At 38.7% G+C, this 17,322-nt stretch carries 18 protein-coding genes; 3 read left to right on the top strand and 15 right to left on the bottom strand.

Features of this window, described 5'->3' with window-relative positions:
- Positions 1 to 23: 23 nt before the first annotated feature.
- The 6 genes from H9635_RS08395 to H9635_RS08370 form a co-directional block, all read right to left on the bottom strand.
- Positions 24 to 752, bottom strand: coding sequence for an amino acid ABC transporter ATP-binding protein (locus H9635_RS08395; protein ID WP_225231198.1), 729 nt, complete (start codon positions 750 to 752; stop codon positions 24 to 26).
- Entirely contained in the window at positions 749 to 1,387 is a 639-nt protein-coding gene (locus tag H9635_RS08390; RefSeq protein WP_191699734.1) for an amino acid ABC transporter permease, read from the bottom strand. The genes H9635_RS08395 and H9635_RS08390 overlap by 4 nt, the downstream gene beginning before the upstream one ends.
- Positions 1,388 to 1,438: 51 nt before the next feature.
- Positions 1,439 to 2,218 carry a transporter substrate-binding domain-containing protein gene (locus H9635_RS08385; RefSeq protein WP_191699733.1) on the bottom strand — a complete coding sequence of 260 codons (780 nt, stop codon included), beginning with the start codon at positions 2,216 to 2,218 and terminating at the stop codon, positions 1,439 to 1,441.
- Positions 2,219 to 2,550: 332 nt separating this feature from the next.
- Positions 2,551 to 3,864, bottom strand: coding sequence for a CitMHS family transporter (locus H9635_RS08380; protein WP_191699732.1), 1,314 nt, complete (start codon positions 3,862 to 3,864; stop codon positions 2,551 to 2,553).
- Positions 3,865 to 3,958: 94 nt separating this feature from the next.
- Complete coding sequence (locus tag H9635_RS08375; protein WP_191699731.1) at positions 3,959 to 4,657, bottom strand: response regulator; 699 nt, start codon at positions 4,655 to 4,657, stop codon at positions 3,959 to 3,961.
- Positions 4,658 to 4,661: 4 nt separating this feature from the next.
- Positions 4,662 to 6,218 carry an ATP-binding protein gene (locus H9635_RS08370; protein ID WP_191699730.1) on the bottom strand — a complete coding sequence of 519 codons (1,557 nt, stop codon included), beginning with the start codon at positions 6,216 to 6,218 and terminating at the stop codon, positions 4,662 to 4,664.
- Between the two features lie 196 nt (positions 6,219 to 6,414).
- On the opposite strand from H9635_RS08370, the gene H9635_RS08365 reads away from it, so the two are divergent.
- The gene (locus H9635_RS08365) at positions 6,415 to 6,885 is read left to right on the top strand and encodes a hypothetical protein (protein WP_191699729.1); all 471 of its coding nucleotides are present in this window, start codon (positions 6,415 to 6,417) and stop codon (positions 6,883 to 6,885) included.
- A 125-nt stretch (positions 6,886 to 7,010) separates the two neighbouring features.
- Positions 7,011 to 7,313 carry a YunC family protein gene (locus H9635_RS08360; RefSeq protein ID WP_191699890.1) on the top strand — a complete coding sequence of 101 codons (303 nt, stop codon included), beginning with the start codon at positions 7,011 to 7,013 and terminating at the stop codon, positions 7,311 to 7,313.
- Between the two features lie 76 nt (positions 7,314 to 7,389).
- Here the strand turns inward: H9635_RS08360 and H9635_RS08355 are convergent, their stop codons facing one another.
- The 9 genes from H9635_RS08355 to H9635_RS08315 form a co-directional block, all read right to left on the bottom strand.
- Positions 7,390 to 7,701 (bottom strand): hypothetical protein, encoded by a 312-nt coding sequence (locus tag H9635_RS08355; RefSeq protein WP_191699728.1) that lies wholly within the window; start codon positions 7,699 to 7,701, stop codon positions 7,390 to 7,392.
- Between the two features lie 208 nt (positions 7,702 to 7,909).
- Positions 7,910 to 8,677 (bottom strand): PH domain-containing protein, encoded by a 768-nt coding sequence (locus H9635_RS08350; protein ID WP_191699727.1) that lies wholly within the window; start codon positions 8,675 to 8,677, stop codon positions 7,910 to 7,912.
- A 626-nt stretch (positions 8,678 to 9,303) separates the two neighbouring features.
- Positions 9,304 to 10,719, bottom strand: coding sequence for a dihydroorotase (locus tag H9635_RS08345; RefSeq protein ID WP_191699726.1), 1,416 nt, complete (start codon positions 10,717 to 10,719; stop codon positions 9,304 to 9,306).
- Between the two features lie 18 nt (positions 10,720 to 10,737).
- On the bottom strand, positions 10,738 to 12,201 hold the full coding sequence (locus tag H9635_RS08340) for an MFS transporter (RefSeq protein ID WP_191699725.1): 1,464 nt from the start codon (positions 12,199 to 12,201) through the stop codon (positions 10,738 to 10,740).
- A gap of 28 nt (positions 12,202 to 12,229) precedes the next feature.
- Positions 12,230 to 12,997, bottom strand: a complete 768-nt coding sequence (locus tag H9635_RS08335; RefSeq protein ID WP_191699724.1) for an IclR family transcriptional regulator — start codon at positions 12,995 to 12,997, stop codon at positions 12,230 to 12,232.
- A gap of 22 nt (positions 12,998 to 13,019) precedes the next feature.
- Complete coding sequence (locus H9635_RS08330) at positions 13,020 to 13,718, bottom strand: isochorismatase family protein (RefSeq protein ID WP_191699723.1); 699 nt, start codon at positions 13,716 to 13,718, stop codon at positions 13,020 to 13,022.
- Between the two features lie 45 nt (positions 13,719 to 13,763).
- Entirely contained in the window at positions 13,764 to 14,522 is a 759-nt protein-coding gene (locus H9635_RS08325; RefSeq protein ID WP_191699722.1) for an ABC transporter permease, read from the bottom strand.
- Positions 14,523 to 14,545: 23 nt separating this feature from the next.
- Entirely contained in the window at positions 14,546 to 15,397 is an 852-nt protein-coding gene (locus H9635_RS08320; RefSeq protein WP_225231197.1) for an ABC transporter ATP-binding protein, read from the bottom strand.
- A gap of 17 nt (positions 15,398 to 15,414) precedes the next feature.
- Positions 15,415 to 16,413, bottom strand: coding sequence for an ABC transporter substrate-binding protein (locus H9635_RS08315; RefSeq protein ID WP_191699721.1), 999 nt, complete (start codon positions 16,411 to 16,413; stop codon positions 15,415 to 15,417).
- Between the two features lie 273 nt (positions 16,414 to 16,686).
- Between H9635_RS08315 and H9635_RS08310 the strand changes: the two genes are divergently transcribed.
- Positions 16,687 to 16,971, top strand: a complete 285-nt coding sequence (locus H9635_RS08310; RefSeq protein WP_191699720.1) for a MerR family transcriptional regulator — start codon at positions 16,687 to 16,689, stop codon at positions 16,969 to 16,971.
- The last annotated feature ends 351 nt before the right edge of the window (positions 16,972 to 17,322 follow it).

The following is a 17,322-nucleotide window of genomic DNA, read 5'->3' as shown; positions in this document are numbered from 1 at the left end:
CGAACCAGTCTCTGTCATGCTGTCTATAATACTTTCCCTAAAAAAGCTTTTGTTCTTTCTTCTTGTGGTGTTTCAAACAACGCGATCGGATTGTTTTCTTCAACGATATAGCCACCGTCCATGAAAATAACACGGTCCGCTACTTCTTTCGCAAAGCCCATTTCATGTGTTACGACAATCATTGTCATTCCTTCTTTTGCTAAATCTTTCATTACATCAAGAACATCCCCAACCATTTCAGGGTCAAGTGCACTCGTTGGTTCATCAAATAACATAATTTTCGGTTGCATGGCAAGTGCACGGGCAATAGCAACACGCTGTTGTTGCCCACCTGATAATTCAGCAGGATATGCATTTGCTTTCTCTACTAATCCAACTTTTTCCAACAGTTCCATTCCCCGCTCATTAGCCTGGTCTTTCGTTAACCCTTTTAATTTTAGCGGAGCATATGTGATATTTTGCAATACGGTTTTGTGTGGAAATAAATTAAACTGTTGGAAAACCATTCCTACTTCTTGTCTAATTTGATTTAAGTTTGCATTTTTGTCGGAAATGGCATGACCATTTACAACGACTTCTCCGCCTGATATTTCTTCAAGGCGATTCAAACAACGTAAAAAGGTACTTTTTCCTGAACCCGATGGCCCGATGACACAAACAACTTCTTTTTCTTGGATTTCTGTGGAAATGTCTTTCAAAACTTCTAATTTCCCAAATGATTTTTTTAGGTTATTTACGGTAATAATGCTCATCGCAGGGCCATTCTCCTTTCAAGATAATTACTAAACAATGTTAACGCATATAAAATCACAAAGTAGATTGCTCCAACAGTTAACCAAATTTCAAACGCAGCAAAAGTAGCTGAAGCCTGTATGTCCCCTTTTTGAGTTAAGTCGGCTATACCGATAACAGATAATAGCGATGTATCTTTCAAACTAATAATCGCTTGGTTCGTAAAGGTAGGAAGCATTCTTCTAAGTGCTTGTGGCATAATAATGTCTTTCATCGTTTGAAATCCTGAAAGGCCAAGTGAACGAGCTGCTTCTGTTTGTCCTTTATCAATCGATTGTACTCCAGCACGGATAATTTCAGAAAAATAAGCGCCGGCATTCAATGAAATCGCAAGGATCCCTGCTGTAATATTATCCATCGGAATAAACTTTGTTACACCGAAGTAGATGAAGAATAATTGTACAATGATTGGTGTACAACGGATGATATTAACGAAGACTTTTGCAATGATATTTAAAATTGTTAAAGGTGCTAAACGGAACAATGCCACGACAAGACCAATAGCAAATCCTAATACAATAGCAATAACAAAAATATAAAGAGTCATCTTTAACCCTTCAAGTAAGTAAGGTAAGGCAGCAATTGCCACTTCCATATGTATTTCCCTCCTCTTAAAAATAAGCACGCTATATGCGTGCTTATAGTTTTATTCAGCTAAATAATTATCTAGAATTTCTTGGTACTCTCCGCTTTCTTTCAAGTTTTCTAGACCTTCATTAATTTTATCAAGAATTTCTTGATTTTTACCTTTTAATACACCAATCCCATATTGATCGTCATTCAGACGGTCACCAACAATTTTTAATGGTAAATCTTGTTGTGCGATTGCATATGAAATTACTGGGTAATCTTCGAATAGTGCTACAGAATTTCCGTTTTGTACATCTAAGAACATCGATGGGCTATCATCAAACTGCACCATTTCAAAGCCGACCTCTGATGCAATAGAAGTTGCATAGTTTGCACCAACTGTTCCTTTTTTAACTGCTACACGTTTCCCTTTTAGGTCTTCTACAGATTCAATATCAGTATTTTCGTCACTTACAATAAGAGACACACCTGCATCGAAGTAAGGCTCAGAGAAATCAACAACTTTTTTACGATCATCCGTGATACTCATTCCACCCATAGCTACGTCTAATTGACCTGCTTGTAATGCTGGTATAATTCCTTTGAAGTCCATTGCTTTTAATTCCACTTCAAAACCTTGGTCTTCAGCAATTGCTTCGATTAATTCCACATCAATCCCAACATATTTACCATCTTTTTCGAACTCAAATGGTGGGTATGTAACATCAATACCTACTTTATAAACCTCTTTGTCTGAATCAGTTGATGATGATTTTTCTGTATCATCCCCGCTGTTACATGCTCCTAATAACAATGCTGGTACGAGTAAGAAACTTGCTAATATACTCTTTTTCATGAATTATCCCCTTTTCTATTATATTTCGATTGTTCCAAATTAAGTTTATTATTTAAAAACTATCATTACAACCCTTTTCCTCCTTTTTTCCTTTGTAATGACATAAATTTAATAGTTTAAGATATTTTTCTATAATAAAATACCTTATATTGGTTATTAATTATTGAAATAAGAAAATTCTTATTGAATTATTGGTAGGCACTATAAAAATTCTTTATATTTGAAATCTAATTTCATGACAGGTTTTTGTCTGCATTGACAATTCGTTGCAGAGCAATTCCAAAGCCTAAAAAAATGAAGCCCCTCATAAAAGAAGCTTCATTTCAATCTATTTATACTTGTATTACACCTAATAGAACCGCAAAGATTAATAGAGTAATACTTAATCCCCACATCCAGAAGAACGAGAATTTCAAGTGCTTGCCCATTTCCAGGCCTGATAGACCTAGTGCAAGCCATACTGCTGGTGCAAGTGGTGAAACGAATGTGCCGACGATGTTACCAATAATCATTGCATACCCTGTAGATAATGAGTCGATGCCATAAGTTAACCCGATTTGATCTACGACTGGGAATAACGCGAAGTAATAGGCATCCGTACTTAACAGCAAGTCAAACGGTACGCCAAATACACCGATTATGATATGTAAATATTGTGCTAAAAAGCTTGGCAGTATATTTACAGCATTATTCGCGATGGCCGTTAACATGCCTGTACCATTTAAAATCCCTAAAAATAGGCCTGCAGCAATGATGATCGAAGCCATCGTTAATGCATTCGATGCGTGTGCCTGAATCCGTCCCATTTGTTCTTTCGGTGTACGGTAATTAAGCGGTAACGCAATTGCCACACCGATTAAGAACGCCAAGCCAGCCGGTAAAAGTCCTGACATGAGTACAGCTAGAACAACAATAGCTAAAATAGCATTTGCCCAAATCAATTTTGGACGTTTTAATGATTCATCTACTTCGTTGTTAAGAACACTGTTACTTAAATCGAAGTTTAATGGTTGTCCTGTTTGCGCACGTTTGGCAATCAGGCGTTTTTCACGGAAGCCCATAAAGATAGCGAGTAGCAGCATTAATACAATACCGATTACTTGAATCTTTATTAATGGATGCCAAAGATCTGTTACATCTGCATTAAGAACGGAAGCAACACGGCCTAATGGACCTCCCCATGGAATCATATTCATAATTGCCGCAGACCCTGCTACTAATAATAAAAGTAAGTATGGGTTCATACCTAGTCGAACATAAAGTGGTAGTAATGCTGTAATCGAAATTAAAAATGTGGACGCACCCGAACCATCCAGCTGTGCAATAGCAGCGACAATTACTGTTACTATTGCTACGAGTACGACATTTCCTTTTGATAGCGCTACCATTTTATTGATGACTGGTTCGAATAACCCAACATCCTGCATAATTCCGAAAAAGATAATCGCAAAAATAAACATAACTGCAACACTGATGACGGAGTTAATCCCATCCCCGAAAAACACTCCTAAATCATCAAACGAATAGCCTGCAATAAACATCGCAATTACGGGCGGAATGACCATTGCAACAATTGGTGATACCCGTCCGCTAATTAACAGCGCGACAATAACTAAAATCGTGATAATTCCAATAATACTTAACATTAAACAACCCCCATTGCTTATAATTGTAATAATTTTATGACAATTAAGCGCATGGAGGAATAATATGCTCATTTATTCAATAAAAGCAATAAAGCTAATTTTGTTCATAAGTTTCACGAAGGACATAATTGCGTTCCGGACGACCGACTGTTCCGTATAGAAGCTTCGTTTCCAACACATTCATTTCCACTAAATATTCTAAATAGCGTCGGGCTGTGGAACGGCTTGTCCCGATTACTTCACTTAACTGGGTAGCTGTTAACGTTGTGTACTTTTGCTCTTTAAATAAGTGAATGACCTGTTCGAGCGTAAATGTATCGATCCCTTTTGGCAATGCTTTTTCGGTAGAAGCACTGCTGTTGCTGTTCCGGTTAAAAAGCATATCCAGATCGTGCTGTGTAAAATGCATTTTCTTTTGAAATGCCAAACGTGTCACGTGCAGCTGTTGAAATGCCTTTTGAAGTCTTGCCTCATCAAATGGCTTCACAATGTAATCAAATACCCCATATGAAAATAATGCTTCCACATGTTCACGCTCTGCTGCTGCAGTCACCATCATGATATAGATTTCCGGATAATGAGCTCTTACATAGGCAACAAGATCATAGCCTTTGACATCCGGAATATATAAATCCATTAAAAGAACGGTTGGAGGTGTTGTATGTGTGAGCGATTCTATTAAAGATGCGCCACTTAAAAATTGCTGTACTTGTGCTTCCGGCTGTATCGCTCTTATGTAGTCGGCATGAATCGCCGCAATACGAAAATCATCTTCTAGCAGCCAAATATCCATTACATCACTCCCTTTGTAAAATGATTAAAAAGCAAGCTCCGCCTAGGTCACTTTCTTCTATTAATAAGGAACCGCCTACTTTTTGCAGTGCCTGCTCACTGATTGCCAAGCCGTAGCCTCGATCATAGCCACCCTTTGTTGTATAGCCGAGTGTAAAGATCTGCTCTGCCGTTTCTTCCTCTATGCCAGGCCCGTTATCATGCACCTCAATAATCAGTTCATGACTATATTGGTGAATAAAAATGTTAATTTGTTTATTGGCTATGTTCTTATTATGTAACGCATCCATTGCATTTTGAAGAACGTTGCCTAATGCTGTTAATAATGCATCCACTTCTTCATCACTATAATCGATTAAAACGTCTTGAGTTTCAATAGTTATCGTAATTCCGCGCTCCTTAGCCTCTGAAATTTTCCCCTCTAATAATGCTTGTATAAGAATAGAAGGTTGGGCTGCAAGTACTTGCTGCTGTTTTGTTGTATCCTGCTGCTCCTGCCGAATATATTGAATCGCCTCTTCAATATGGTCATTCTTTATTAAGCCGAGGATTACATGCAGTTTATTGGCAAATTCATGCGTTTTCGCCCGCTGCATCCGTGCTTGCTGCTTAACAAGTGTCAGCTCATTAATCACAGTTTCATACTCAAGCTTTGCACGCAAAATATATAAATAGCCGAGCTGCTTATCATGTTTTAACGGCGTCTTTGTAATAATCATGTCCTGTTGCTGCAAAGGAATTTCTAAAGCACGAACTACCTCTTCTTGAAAAAGCCTTACGGGTAGCAGTGTATGTAACGAGATGCCTTCTGCCAGTGGTGAAAGGAGTTCCTTCGCACGGGAATTTGAGATGACGACATCATTATTCAGTGTCGTTAAAATAATGCCATCCGTCGTTTCCTCTAAAATTGTATGATAGGCCGAATAAACTTTGGCAATTTGTGCCGGCTGCATACCGAGCAGCTGTTCTTTTACATACAGCGATAACAGTACTGCACAAATGATCCCGAAAACCGCAACGAGGAGCGTTATTTGAAGCCATCCAGAAAATGCGGTGTCAATGGTTCTTTGAATATCCTTAGTTAGAAATCCGACTGAAACAATCCCTACGACATTGCCGTCAACAATAACCGGTACCTTGCCGCGGATAGACTCTCCCAGTGATCCCGTTGTTAGTGATACAATCGGTTCTTTATTAATAAGCGCCGAATCATTGTCTCCTCCTACCATCGACAGTCCAATCTTTTTGGGGTCAGGGTGCGTATACCGAATCCCTTGTTCATTTCCAATCACCACAAAACTGGCATCGATCTGCTGTCGAATCTCCTCTGCAATTGGCTGAAGAATGGAAGAGGGGTCTTCTGTAGAAAATGCGGAAACGATATCTGGACGTTCAGCAATTAAATACGCACTCGTTAACGCCTTTTCCCCCATCTCCTTAAGTATCGATTCATCTAAATGATGATTGATTAGTATTAAAAACAGCACACAAATCGCAAATATGATCCCGCTAATCGTAATAATGAGCCGTGCCGTTAAAGATTGCCTTAGGCGAGTTATCAAGGTTTCGACCTCCTTTCGAGTGTTTTTACTATTTTAACATGGGCGTATCAAGGATTTAATTGGAATAAAATCTATTTCTAATTAGTTTACATATAGTAAAGGTGTTCTTATAGAAAAAATTACAACCCTTTCACAAAATAATTTATCGACATACTGTAAAATTCTGCTAAGGTTATTTTGTAAAGGAGGAAGTCTTATGAAGAAAATTAGCATGGTTGCTTTATTAATAGTTATTATTTCTGTAGGATTGTTTATCTTTTTTAATGGAGAAATTGGGGAAAGTACTGAGGAAGCAAAAATATCTACAATAGGTGGGTTTAGTGCTGATAACGTGGATTTCTCATTTTCTATATTATCTGCTTTAGACGAGGAGGAAGATAATATTATTTATATCGATTTGACACACGATATAAGAAAATCCTTAACTACTAGTTTGATGAGGCAGCATGCGGAAAAGAATCCAAGTCCGGAACATCCGACTTCATTTATAGGATCATTAATGTTTACAGATAACGATGGTTCCTTCAGAAAAATCCAGTTTTATAAGGATGAATCGGATCGTACATATATCAATTTCCCTTTAAGTTTTGAGAACTATGATAAATATTATGCTTTAACAACGGATCATTTCCCTGATCTATTTTTACAATTGAGTGAAAGTCAGTAATTATATAAGCCGGTGCTTGAATTGTATCAAGCACCGGCTTTTTTCAAATACCCTACTTATTTCCCCCAAAACAAGTACCTATTTCTAATTGTTTCATATGATTTATATGAAGGGGGGCGAAGGTTATCGTCTATACGGAAACGATTGATCTTCAAGGTCATTTATTTTATGCTGTAACTGTTCATTTACCTAAGACAACATTGCTGACGATTTCAAATGAGCGTGGATACATTATGTGTGGTGCGCTTGATGTCGGACTGTTAAATGAAAAATTGTCTGATCGCAAAATTATTGCGGGTCGTGCAGTTGGTGTCAGAACAATTGATGATTTACTTAAAGCGCCATTGGAGTCCATCACACATGAAGCGAAAGCGTGTGGCATCGAAGAAGGCATGATTGGTGAAGAGGCTTTATTAAAAATGATTTAAATTGGTTTGATAGCCAAATTTACATGCAAAAAACCGCTCTTTCAATTTCTTGAAAAAGCGGTCTATTTATTTATATTTAAATTGCTCGATTATAGTAAGAAGCTTTCGTTCCTTTACTCCGTTTGACGGCTAGAAGCTCCTCTAATTTCTGAATATATTCATGATCCGTTGATATTCTTGTAAGGCTTGTTAATAAATAGGGTCTTAATCCGGAATTGATTTTTTGGAAACGTGCAAGATTAATCAAATACTTGGCCATCTTAAATGACTTTAAGTGGGTATGTCCATTTTTGAATTCCTTCTTCGTATTAACTACCATAAATTCTTGCTTTCGCCCTTTATAAAAAGGAATAATAATGAACTCATCTTTTTTGAAAATTTGATTCATATTATCTCACCCTTTTCTCGAATAATTCAAAACGATCTTTCACATATGGAGAAATATCAATCTTGCTTCCTTTTACCCCATTACCGCCTTTCCTCTTTTTTTGTTCTTATCTCTCCTTACCCTAATTATCGATAACTATATTCCAAATTCAACGAAAAAATAACTCTTTTAACAATTATTAACAACACCTTCATATTCTCTTACATCACTATAATCCTAAAAGTTGCTTTTTCTTTGCTTCAAATTCTTCGGGAGTTATAATTCCTGCGTCTAGTAGCTCTTTATATTTTATGATCTCTTCGGCATTTGATATAGGTACAGGGACTGATGTGTGATCATTTTTGTTACTTGTTTTTAATTTATCCAGTATTTCATGAATAGCATTATTTATTGCTGTGGCAGAACCACTATCCAGACCAACCTTAAATTTTTCCTGGGGTGTATCAATTGTTAAAACACCAAATACCATCCCTTTTTCGAAAGAGATATCATTAATTCTTTCATGGTTGACTGCTTTGAATTTTTCACCTGTCATTGATTTTTGTCCGAATAGGATGCGCTTGTTCGTAATTGCGTATGCATAATTACTATCATGCTTTGTTACCGAGTTATAATTATGCAACCCTATAAATGTCATCAATACTTTTTCATCACGGATTAAATTATCCTGTAATACTTTAAAATGCTTTACTCCCCAACTTTGGTTAAAGCCTGAGCCGAATTGATTATCTACACAGTACTGGTACATATTCTCTGCTCGCGACATCGGATCATCACCAAGCTTGTCTTCTTTTTCCTGAATAATGGCCTTCACTTCTTCAACCGTTACTTTGTTCACATTAATACGCGTTGCTCCGCCAGCTTCCTTTAAACAGCTCGGACAAATCCACGCATTTGATTTTTTTAATTTAAATCGATTCAATTCAACTTGTTGATCACACACACCACAAGTCGCTTTTAAGTCAAAGAAACCCACTCAATCATCTCCTGCTAAGTTATATTGCTAATAGATTAACCAAATTCCAGCTATCTATGAAGATGGTTATTGATAACGGAATTTCCTAAAAAAAATGGCAGCATCTTGGGTGGATGCTGCCGGGTTTCTTATATTTGTTGCTTATTTTAAAGGAAGGAATTTCCCTTATTTTTAATTTCCTTTGAAAATCTGCTGAAATAAAGGAACAAATTTCCGTTATTAGCCTATAAATCGTGAAAATGGGTGACTTTTTCAATGATAAGGGAAAATATTTCCTTTATTTAACTCCTAAACAGCGCTCGATCAGGAAATAGCGGAAATTGCTTCCCTTATTTTTGGTGAGTAGGCAGGTTCATATAATTGGCTTTGGTAAATAACAGGAGAATCTCCGCTTATTTTTAATTTCTTTTAAAAATCAGCCGAAATAACGGGAGAAATTCCGCTTATTGACCTGGAAATCATGAAATTTTATTTTTTTTTAAGCAATAAGCGGAAATCTTACCCTTATTTAACCCCAAAACAGCGGTCAACTAGCAAATAACAGGAATTTCTCCGCTTATTTTACTGCTCACAACAAAAAACAAACCGCCCCTCACTACTAAAACGGGCGATTCGTTCTCATTCCTTTAATTCACTGCTGCTTCAACTAACGCTGCATTCTCCACCGGTTCTGCTTTTCGGAAAATGTATCTGCCTTTTGTGTTCGGTTCCACAATCTCGCCGTTCTTTGCGATTACTTCGCCGCGGCGTATTGTCATGACCGGCCAACCTTGGATGTCTCGGCCTTCATAAATTGTATAGTCCGAATTGATTGGAATTGTATTCGCATCGATTGTTAGCTTCTTCTCTAAATCGACGAGTACTAAATCTGCGTCCGAATCAATTTCGATTGTTCCTTTTTGAGGATACATGCCGTATGTTTTGGCTGTATTCGCGGCTGTTAGCTCGGCTATTTTTTCTAAAGGTAATCCGTGCTTGAAATGGCCTTCGCTTAGCATTAGCGGGAACATGAATTCCGCGCCTCCAAATCCTAATACCGTCTTATCAATATCATAACCATTTTTAAATTTATCTTTCCAGAAAATTGATACGTGGTCTGTCCCGACAAACTTTACAATCCCTTTTTTAATGCCCTCCCATAGCAGTTCATTATCTTCCTTATATCGAAGCGGTGGCTTAACAATTGCCCCTAAGCCTTTCTTGTTGTCTACCGTTTCGAGTAAGTAGTGCGGACATGTTTCTACATTGACGATATCCGGATTGAAATGCGTCATTTTTTCCAATGCCTGCATACTCGTACCGGCACTCATATGCACGACGGTAATTTTCGCATCATAGTGTAAGGCCAATGTCGCACAGCGTACAACCGACTCTGTCTCCACAATATCCGGATTATATTTTTCAAAGAAAATCAGTTCGTTTTTATCGGTTACGCCCTCATACTTTTTCGTATAATGTTTCCCCATATCCACGTTCTCGCAATGAATGGCTAATACAAGATCCTTTGAAATACTGTTCATTTCCGCGAAAATATCTAATAAAAGTTCATCATCCAATAAGCGGTCTGTGCCAAAGCGGCTTTGCTCCTGACCGCGGTAGCCTAAGTATAATTTAAAGGAAGTAGAACCAAATTCATTCACGTAGGAGCTCATTTCCTCCAAATGCTTATTTGTCATAATACCTAAGTGGAAGCAGAAATCAATGATGCTTTCGTTTTCGCCAATCCCGATTTCCGTTGGCAGCTGGTCTTTGTACGATTGGGAGCTGCGCATAAAATTAATGACTGACGTTACCCCACCAATGGCAGAAGAACGCGAAGTTTTGTAATAGTCTTCCGCTAGGCTGCCGTAAACGCCATAATGACTATGACCGTCGATGGCGCCCGGGAAAATATGCTTGCCATTTGCATCAATAATTTCGGCATTGTGCTCATTTAAATCGTTGCCAATCGCTGTAATGATTCCATCCTCTATCATGATATCTGCTCTTTTTACACCTTCATACGGAATAACTAAATTTCCACCTTTAATAATCGTCTTCATACTCATTCCTCCTTTAGTTTAGGCAACATCACGCTTTTCCTCTACTTCCACTGCCTTTTCCTGTGATGTTGGTTCTCTTGTCCAAAAAGCTGCAAATGCTGCACCTAGTGTAATCATCGTTGTAATGATAAATGCCAATTGGAATCCACTTGTTATAAATACTAAGCGATTTACCGAAACGTTCGCTGCAGCACCGGCATACACCGCTCCCTTTAAATCATCCGGAACAGCTGAGACGACAATCATTAACGCTAACGCCGTGCTCAGTACCCCGCCCATATTTTGTAGCATCGATCGGAGTCCGTTCGCGACACCTGTTGAATGACTCGGGACACTCATCATAATTAATTGTGTATTCGGGGTCATAAAAATACCTGATCCAAAACCAATCAAGAACTGCCCGATCATTAATGCGGTAAACGAGCTTTCCACATTCATGTTTAGTGCCAGCAAGCTCATGCCGATTGTTGAAATGAAAAGACCTGCTGTCGTTAGCATCCGCGTTCGTATGTAACTGCTTAGCCTTCCAATCATTAGTGATGCGACGACTGTGCCTCCCGTCATCGGCAATACCCATAAGCCTGCCTGAAAAGCATTCGCCCCGTATACGATTTGAAAAAACAATGCCATTAGCAGAACAACCGATGACCGTGCAAGTGAGTTTAAAAATGTCGTCATATTCGCCATCGAAAAGGTTTGTTGACGAAATAATGCAAAGTTCACAACGGGCATTTTCGCCTTTCTTTCCACAAAATAAAATACAATGGCCAGTAGTATGAAAATCGCAATTCCTGCAATAACGGATATATGTGTCCAGCCAAGCTCACTGCTGCTTGATATCCCGTAAATTAATCCACCTAAGCCTGCTAATATAAGTAAGCTTCCATAATAATCGAACGTTATTTTCGAATGCTTCACTACATTTTTTGGCAGCATCCAAATTGCTAACACCGTCCCGATAACACCGATTGGGATATTAAACCAGAACACCCATTGCCAGTTGAACATATAGGTGAAGTACCCGCCTACAACTGGTCCGATGAGCTGCGCAATCGAAGAAACGACTACATTAATTCCGAGCGCTGAACTTAATTTTTCTGCTTTAAATGCAGAGACAATCATGGGTGTCGTGTTCGTTATGACAAGCGCCCCGCTAATTCCTTGCAGTGCCCTTAACACAATCAGCATGCCAACATCTGTTGCATATCCGCATAAAAAGCTGAAAATAGTGAAGCTGGCAATGCCGATAATATAAAGCTTTTTACGCCCGAATAAATCCGCGACCTTACCAAAAACTAATATGAAGACCGTATTGAATAGCATGTAGGAAAGCAATATCCAGCTCGCTTCTAAAGAGGTTGCCTGGAAATGCGTTGTAATCGAGGGAAGCGCCACATTTAACGTACTCATATTCATCATGACTAAAAGAACACCTAAGCTCGTTATCATCAGTACTTTCCAAGAATTGAACTTGTCCCCCATACACATCTACTCCATTCTCATGATCCCACTACTCAGAAGCTATAATCAGTTGGATGTAGCCCATTTTTTCAGAGACCTCTACAGAAGCCTTTAGCAATGACTGAATCATTTGCTCCTGCTTAATCCCCATCCGCGCTACCGGACCAGATATCGATAATCCCCCAATGATCTGGTGCTTGCTGTCAAAAATCGGGGATGAAATCGATAGCAGCCCTTCAATCCGCTCACTTAAACTGACTGCATAGCCATCGTTTCGAATTTGCTGGGCTTGTTCCAGCAGAACTTCCTGTTGACTGAAATCAAGCGCCTCCTGCTGCATTACCATTTTTTGCTCATCATTCGATAAATAGCTGAACAACAACTTTCCGGAGGCCCCGTAGCAAAGTGCGCTACGTCCCCCAACCTTCACAAAATTCCGGATTTGCTGACTGCTTTCCACCTTTTCAATACAGACACGGTTATAGCCATCGAGTACGTTTAAACTTACCGTTTCCAACGTTTCCTCATTAAGCAACCGCATTACCGGTAGTGCCACTTGTCTTAAATCAATTGTCGCAGCATAGGCATTCCCTAGCTCAAATACTTTAAAGCCTAATTGATAAAGCTGGGTTAAGCTGTCCTGCTCAATAAAGCGCTGCGATTTTAATGTGTGCAAAATCCTGACTACTGTACTTTTAGGAAGCAGCAGTTTTTCTGAAATTTCTTTAACGGATAAACTGTTCTCTTCGATTGTGAAACAAGATAAAATTTGCAAAGCTCTTTCTACTGATTGAACGTTTGAAGTTTGTTGCCTCATCCCACAACCTCCATTCAAATAGTTATCTGACGGCCTTCTTTAAGTTAAGCAAATACTCTTTAATAGCCTCGGTCGGTACAACGTCACAATATTTCATCCATAAATCCAGTAAAGCTGCTTTATGGGATAATTCAATTCGGTCATATACTGCGTCTTCTACAATCGCTACATTAAAATTATGCGTGACAGCATCGACAATCGTTGCCCGGACACAGCCACCAGTTGAGCCGCCGACAACAATTAACGAATCGACACCTAATTTCACAAGATAGCTAATTAACGGTGTACCGAAAAATGCACTAGCGTAGCTTTTGTCCACGACGATATCCTTTTCTAACGGCAATAGTTCATCAATGATCTTTGTTCCTGGCATGCCGTCTACATAGTTGGAATTGTCGCGATTCGCCTTTAATGCAAAGGAATCAAATTGAATGGATCTTTTTTGCACATTTCGTGTGTAAATCGTCGGAATGCCTACTTCATCCGCCAATGCTTTTAGCTGCTTCACATTATCAAGTGTCGCCCAAGCTTTTTCGCCGCCACCGCTCGGATACTTGTGCAGTTGCTCTTCAATTGGCACATTTTCTCCCATATAGTTATATTGCGGATCAATGATTAGCAGCAGCGGGCTTTTGCCTAGCCCTCTCGACTTCCCGTAGCCGCCTCTTTCTATCACCAATTTATCCGTTTCTGAAAGCAGTTCATCCCAAATTCTTGTCATCGTCAATTCCTCCTTTATTAATAGCTCCATTTATCAAGTCCGAACTTAAACTCCTCCTGTATTTCCTCTCCAGCGCAGGAAGTATTGCTCTACTTTTAAGAAACCGAAGTTAATTAAGTAACCGATAATTCCTAATGTGAAAATACCTGCAAACATCTCTGCTACACGGAAAATACGCTGCATGTCCAAAATGAAATACCCGATGCCGCTGTTACCCGTAATCATTTCCGCTACAACTGCTACGACAAGTGCAATACCAACCGAAACCCTCATACCAGTTAATATAGAAGGTAGTGCTGCCGGCAAAATGATTTTAAACAATGACTTCATTTTCGAAACACCAAATGTACGGCCTGTATCGATTAAGATTGGATCTACACCACGTACACCGCTGTAAGTGTTTAATAAAATCGGGAATAAACTTGAAAGGAAGATAACGAATACTTTCATTTCATTTTCAATTCCTAAAAATAAGATCGCTACCGGAATATAAGCAGAAGCCGGTATTGGACGAATAAGCTCTGTAATCGGCTCTAACAAACGATAAATAAATGGCGTTGTACCCATTAATAAACCAAGTGGAACCGCTACTAATGCTGCTAATAAGAAGCCACTGAATATTCTTCCTAAACTCGGCAGCAAGTAATTTAATAGTTCACCGTTAGCTATAATACCGCCCCATGTTGTAAATACCTGACTGACTGGAGGCATGCTTACAGAGTCAACGATCCCCGTTTTTGAGGCAATCTCCCACATTACTAAAAGTGCTATTATTAATACAAATCCCGGCCAACGTTTTAACATATACATCTCCTCCTATCTCATATTTACGCCTGTCCTTTTTCCTGCGAGAAGATACTTGAAAACAACTTCAACTGCATCGTCGTAAAGTGTTTACTTTTTCTCGTATCAATTTGGTTTCGGGGATATGGCAGATTTACAACGATATCTTCTTTTAATCCAATAGGGGCCTTCCCTAATGAAATAATATGGCTTGATAAAAATACGGCTTCATCTACATCATGTGTAACGAACAAAATTGTGATTGGCAGCTTCTCCCAAATACTGAGTAGCAGCTCCTGCAAGATTGCTCGTGTCATCGCATCGACCGCACTGAACGGCTCATCCATTAAAAGTACTTTCGGTTCGCAAATTAATGCGCGGGCAATGACAACACGCTGCTGCATACCACCTGACAGTTGAGATGGATAATAGTCTTCATATCCTTCAAGGCCAACCAGCTTTATATACTCCATGCAGCGCTCTTTCGCTTCTTGCTTGGAAATATTCTTCTTTTGCGTATTCAGTCCAAATTCAATATTTTCCAAAACGGTATACCACGGGAAAATGGATTTTGTATATTGCTGGAATACATAAATCATTCCTTTTGGCGGTCCACTAATGACTTGCCCGTCGAAATTGATTGTTCCGCTTGTAGGAGTTTCCAGTCCGGAAATGAGTTTCAGCAGTGTTGATTTCCCGCATCCAGAAGGCCCAACAATGGAAAGAAAGCTGCCTTCAGGGATTTTGTACGAAAAGTTCTCAAATACGGTAATCTTATTTTTGTTTACAGAAAACTCCTTGTTCACTCCTTCAATATGGATAAGAGTTTTCGGACGCCCTGTCTCTATTTGCATTTCACTGTCTGTACCTAATTCATACACATTTGATAAATTCATAACAATCCACCCTTTCTTTACTTCAAAGTTTCCGTGACATATTGTGAAAAGTACTCTGTTGCTTCATGCTTTTGTTTTAACTCGCCTGCTTCTACATACATATCAACAATTTGCTGCCATACGTCTTTATTAAATTCATTGCTCCACGCAATTTGCGGCATATCGGTAATTAACTTTTCATCCACACCTGTGAAATCAACGATATGTTTTTTGGCACGCTCTTCATCCGCTAACATATATTCAATCGAAGCGGAGATCGCATCATAAAAGCGGGAAACAGCTTCCGGGTTTTCTTCAACAAATTTACTGCGTGCATACCAAGCTCCTACCGGCTGTTCCGGAATACTTTCTACGTAATTCCAAGAGATTACTTTTGTTGTCCCTTCAGAAACGAGCTGTGTTGTATAAGGATCTACTAATGAAATGGCGTCAACCTGATTGTTCTTAAGGGCATCTCCCATACTTGAAAACGGTACTTCTACAAATTCAACTTTATCTACGTCTGCACCAGACTCTTCAATAATCTTTTTCAGTCCTAAAACTAACTGGTTACGTGAATCGTAAATCGCTACCTTTTTTCCTTCTAAATCTTTTAAGCTTTCAATATTCGAATCGGCTAATACTTGAACAGAGGCTGTATCTGGTCCTTCTGCTTGTGCAATTTCATTTTGAGCAATGGATACTAGATCAAATCCGGATTCATTGGCCACCATCGCCGTACCTGGTGCTGACAAAATAATATCTACACTTCCAGAACGTTGCGCATTGATCGATTCTGAGCCTGATTTAAATTCGATCAGTTTGACATCTAATCCATGCTCTTCATAAATACCGACACTTTCTGCAATCCAGGCATTCGTTAAAGCAGCGTTTTTCTGAATACCAACTTTTAAAGGAATCACACCGCCATTTTCGGCTGAAGCCGTTGTTTTCGCTTCATCTTTACTGCATGCACTTAATAAAAGAAGCATCATCAGCATTAGTAAATAAAAACCATTCTTTTGTATTTTCATCATCTTGGTTTCCTCCTCTAAAATGTTTTCGAGAGACCTGTTTCACGATACGGAATGCGTTCCATTTTTCGTTAAGGTCATTCGCTTGAGATACCCTTAGTATATATTTTTATAATTTTCTGACTACTATATTGTTAGATTTTCTAACATACTTCTCGTTTTTAGATGTTTTGTTGAAATAAAATGTCAACTATCCTAACATACAACTTAGGTAATCAATAAAATTCAGAATAAAAATACTAGTATGTAACTTTTATTAACGAGAGGTGGTCTATTATGAAAGAAAACTATCAATCTTTTCGCGATAAGAAAATCATTTCAATCGGTAATGTTAGTGAGCTTCTTGGATTATCCATTCGTCAAATCCGATATTATGAGGAGCGTGGCCTCATCCTCCCTGCGCGTTCGTCCAAAGGTACAAGGAAATTTTCTTTAAAAGATATCGAAATACTTAGCCTCATCGCAGAATGTGTGGAAGAAGGCGTTCAAACAGTTGAAATCAAACAAATGTTAAAAAAACGCGGTCTCCCTTACTCTTCTCAGAAATACAAACAATCCTAGATCATGCAATTACTTCTCCTTAGATAAACTCAATCCCGTATAATCAACAACTGTTAATGTTATTGTGATAAACCATTTTGTATGTAAAAAGCACTTGGATTCACTTAAATAAAGGCAAAAAAAAATAACGGATATGTACTATGAGTTAAGTTAGTTATCTTCTCGGGGGGCGTGGGCGTTGTGAAAATAAGGGGAGAATTTACCCTTATTTCGAAAATTTACGGATTATGCGCCTAAATAAGCGGAGGAATTCCCCTTATTGGCCTGTGGGACGGGGAAATTTGGTGGTTTTTTGGTTGATAAGCGGAATTTTTCCCCTTATTTCATGGCGAAATGGGTGTCGTTGTAAAA

This window comes from Solibacillus faecavium (assembly GCF_014836905.1).
Classification (GTDB): Bacteria; Bacillota; Bacilli; order Bacillales_A; family Planococcaceae; genus Solibacillus; species Solibacillus faecavium.
This window is presented reverse-complemented; position numbering and strand designations above follow the sequence as displayed.

Coding starts and splice junctions, on each gene's coding strand:
- H9635_RS08395 (WP_225231198.1), bottom strand. CDS start 752: ATGAGCATTATTACCGTAAATAACCTAAAAAAATCATTTGGGAAATTA.
- H9635_RS08390 (WP_191699734.1), bottom strand. CDS start 1,387: ATGGAAGTGGCAATTGCTGCCTTACCTTACTTACTTGAAGGGTTAAAG.
- H9635_RS08385 (WP_191699733.1), bottom strand. CDS start 2,218: ATGAAAAAGAGTATATTAGCAAGTTTCTTACTCGTACCAGCATTGTTA.
- H9635_RS08380 (WP_191699732.1), bottom strand. CDS start 3,864: ATGTTAAGTATTATTGGAATTATCACGATTTTAGTTATTGTCGCGCTG.
- H9635_RS08375 (WP_191699731.1), bottom strand. CDS start 4,657: ATGGATATTTGGCTGCTAGAAGATGATTTTCGTATTGCGGCGATTCAT.
- H9635_RS08365 (WP_191699729.1), top strand. CDS start 6,415: ATGAAGAAAATTAGCATGGTTGCTTTATTAATAGTTATTATTTCTGTA.
- H9635_RS08355 (WP_191699728.1), bottom strand. CDS start 7,701: ATGAATCAAATTTTCAAAAAAGATGAGTTCATTATTATTCCTTTTTAT.
- H9635_RS08345 (WP_191699726.1), bottom strand. CDS start 10,719: ATGAAGACGATTATTAAAGGTGGAAATTTAGTTATTCCGTATGAAGGT.
- H9635_RS08340 (WP_191699725.1), bottom strand. CDS start 12,201: ATGGGGGACAAGTTCAATTCTTGGAAAGTACTGATGATAACGAGCTTA.
- H9635_RS08335 (WP_191699724.1), bottom strand. CDS start 12,997: ATGAGGCAACAAACTTCAAACGTTCAATCAGTAGAAAGAGCTTTGCAA.
- H9635_RS08330 (WP_191699723.1), bottom strand. CDS start 13,718: ATGACAAGAATTTGGGATGAACTGCTTTCAGAAACGGATAAATTGGTG.
- H9635_RS08325 (WP_191699722.1), bottom strand. CDS start 14,522: ATGTTAAAACGTTGGCCGGGATTTGTATTAATAATAGCACTTTTAGTA.
- H9635_RS08320 (WP_225231197.1), bottom strand. CDS start 15,397: ATGAATTTATCAAATGTGTATGAATTAGGTACAGACAGTGAAATGCAA.
- H9635_RS08315 (WP_191699721.1), bottom strand. CDS start 16,413: ATGATGAAAATACAAAAGAATGGTTTTTATTTACTAATGCTGATGATG.
- H9635_RS08310 (WP_191699720.1), top strand. CDS start 16,687: ATGAAAGAAAACTATCAATCTTTTCGCGATAAGAAAATCATTTCAATC.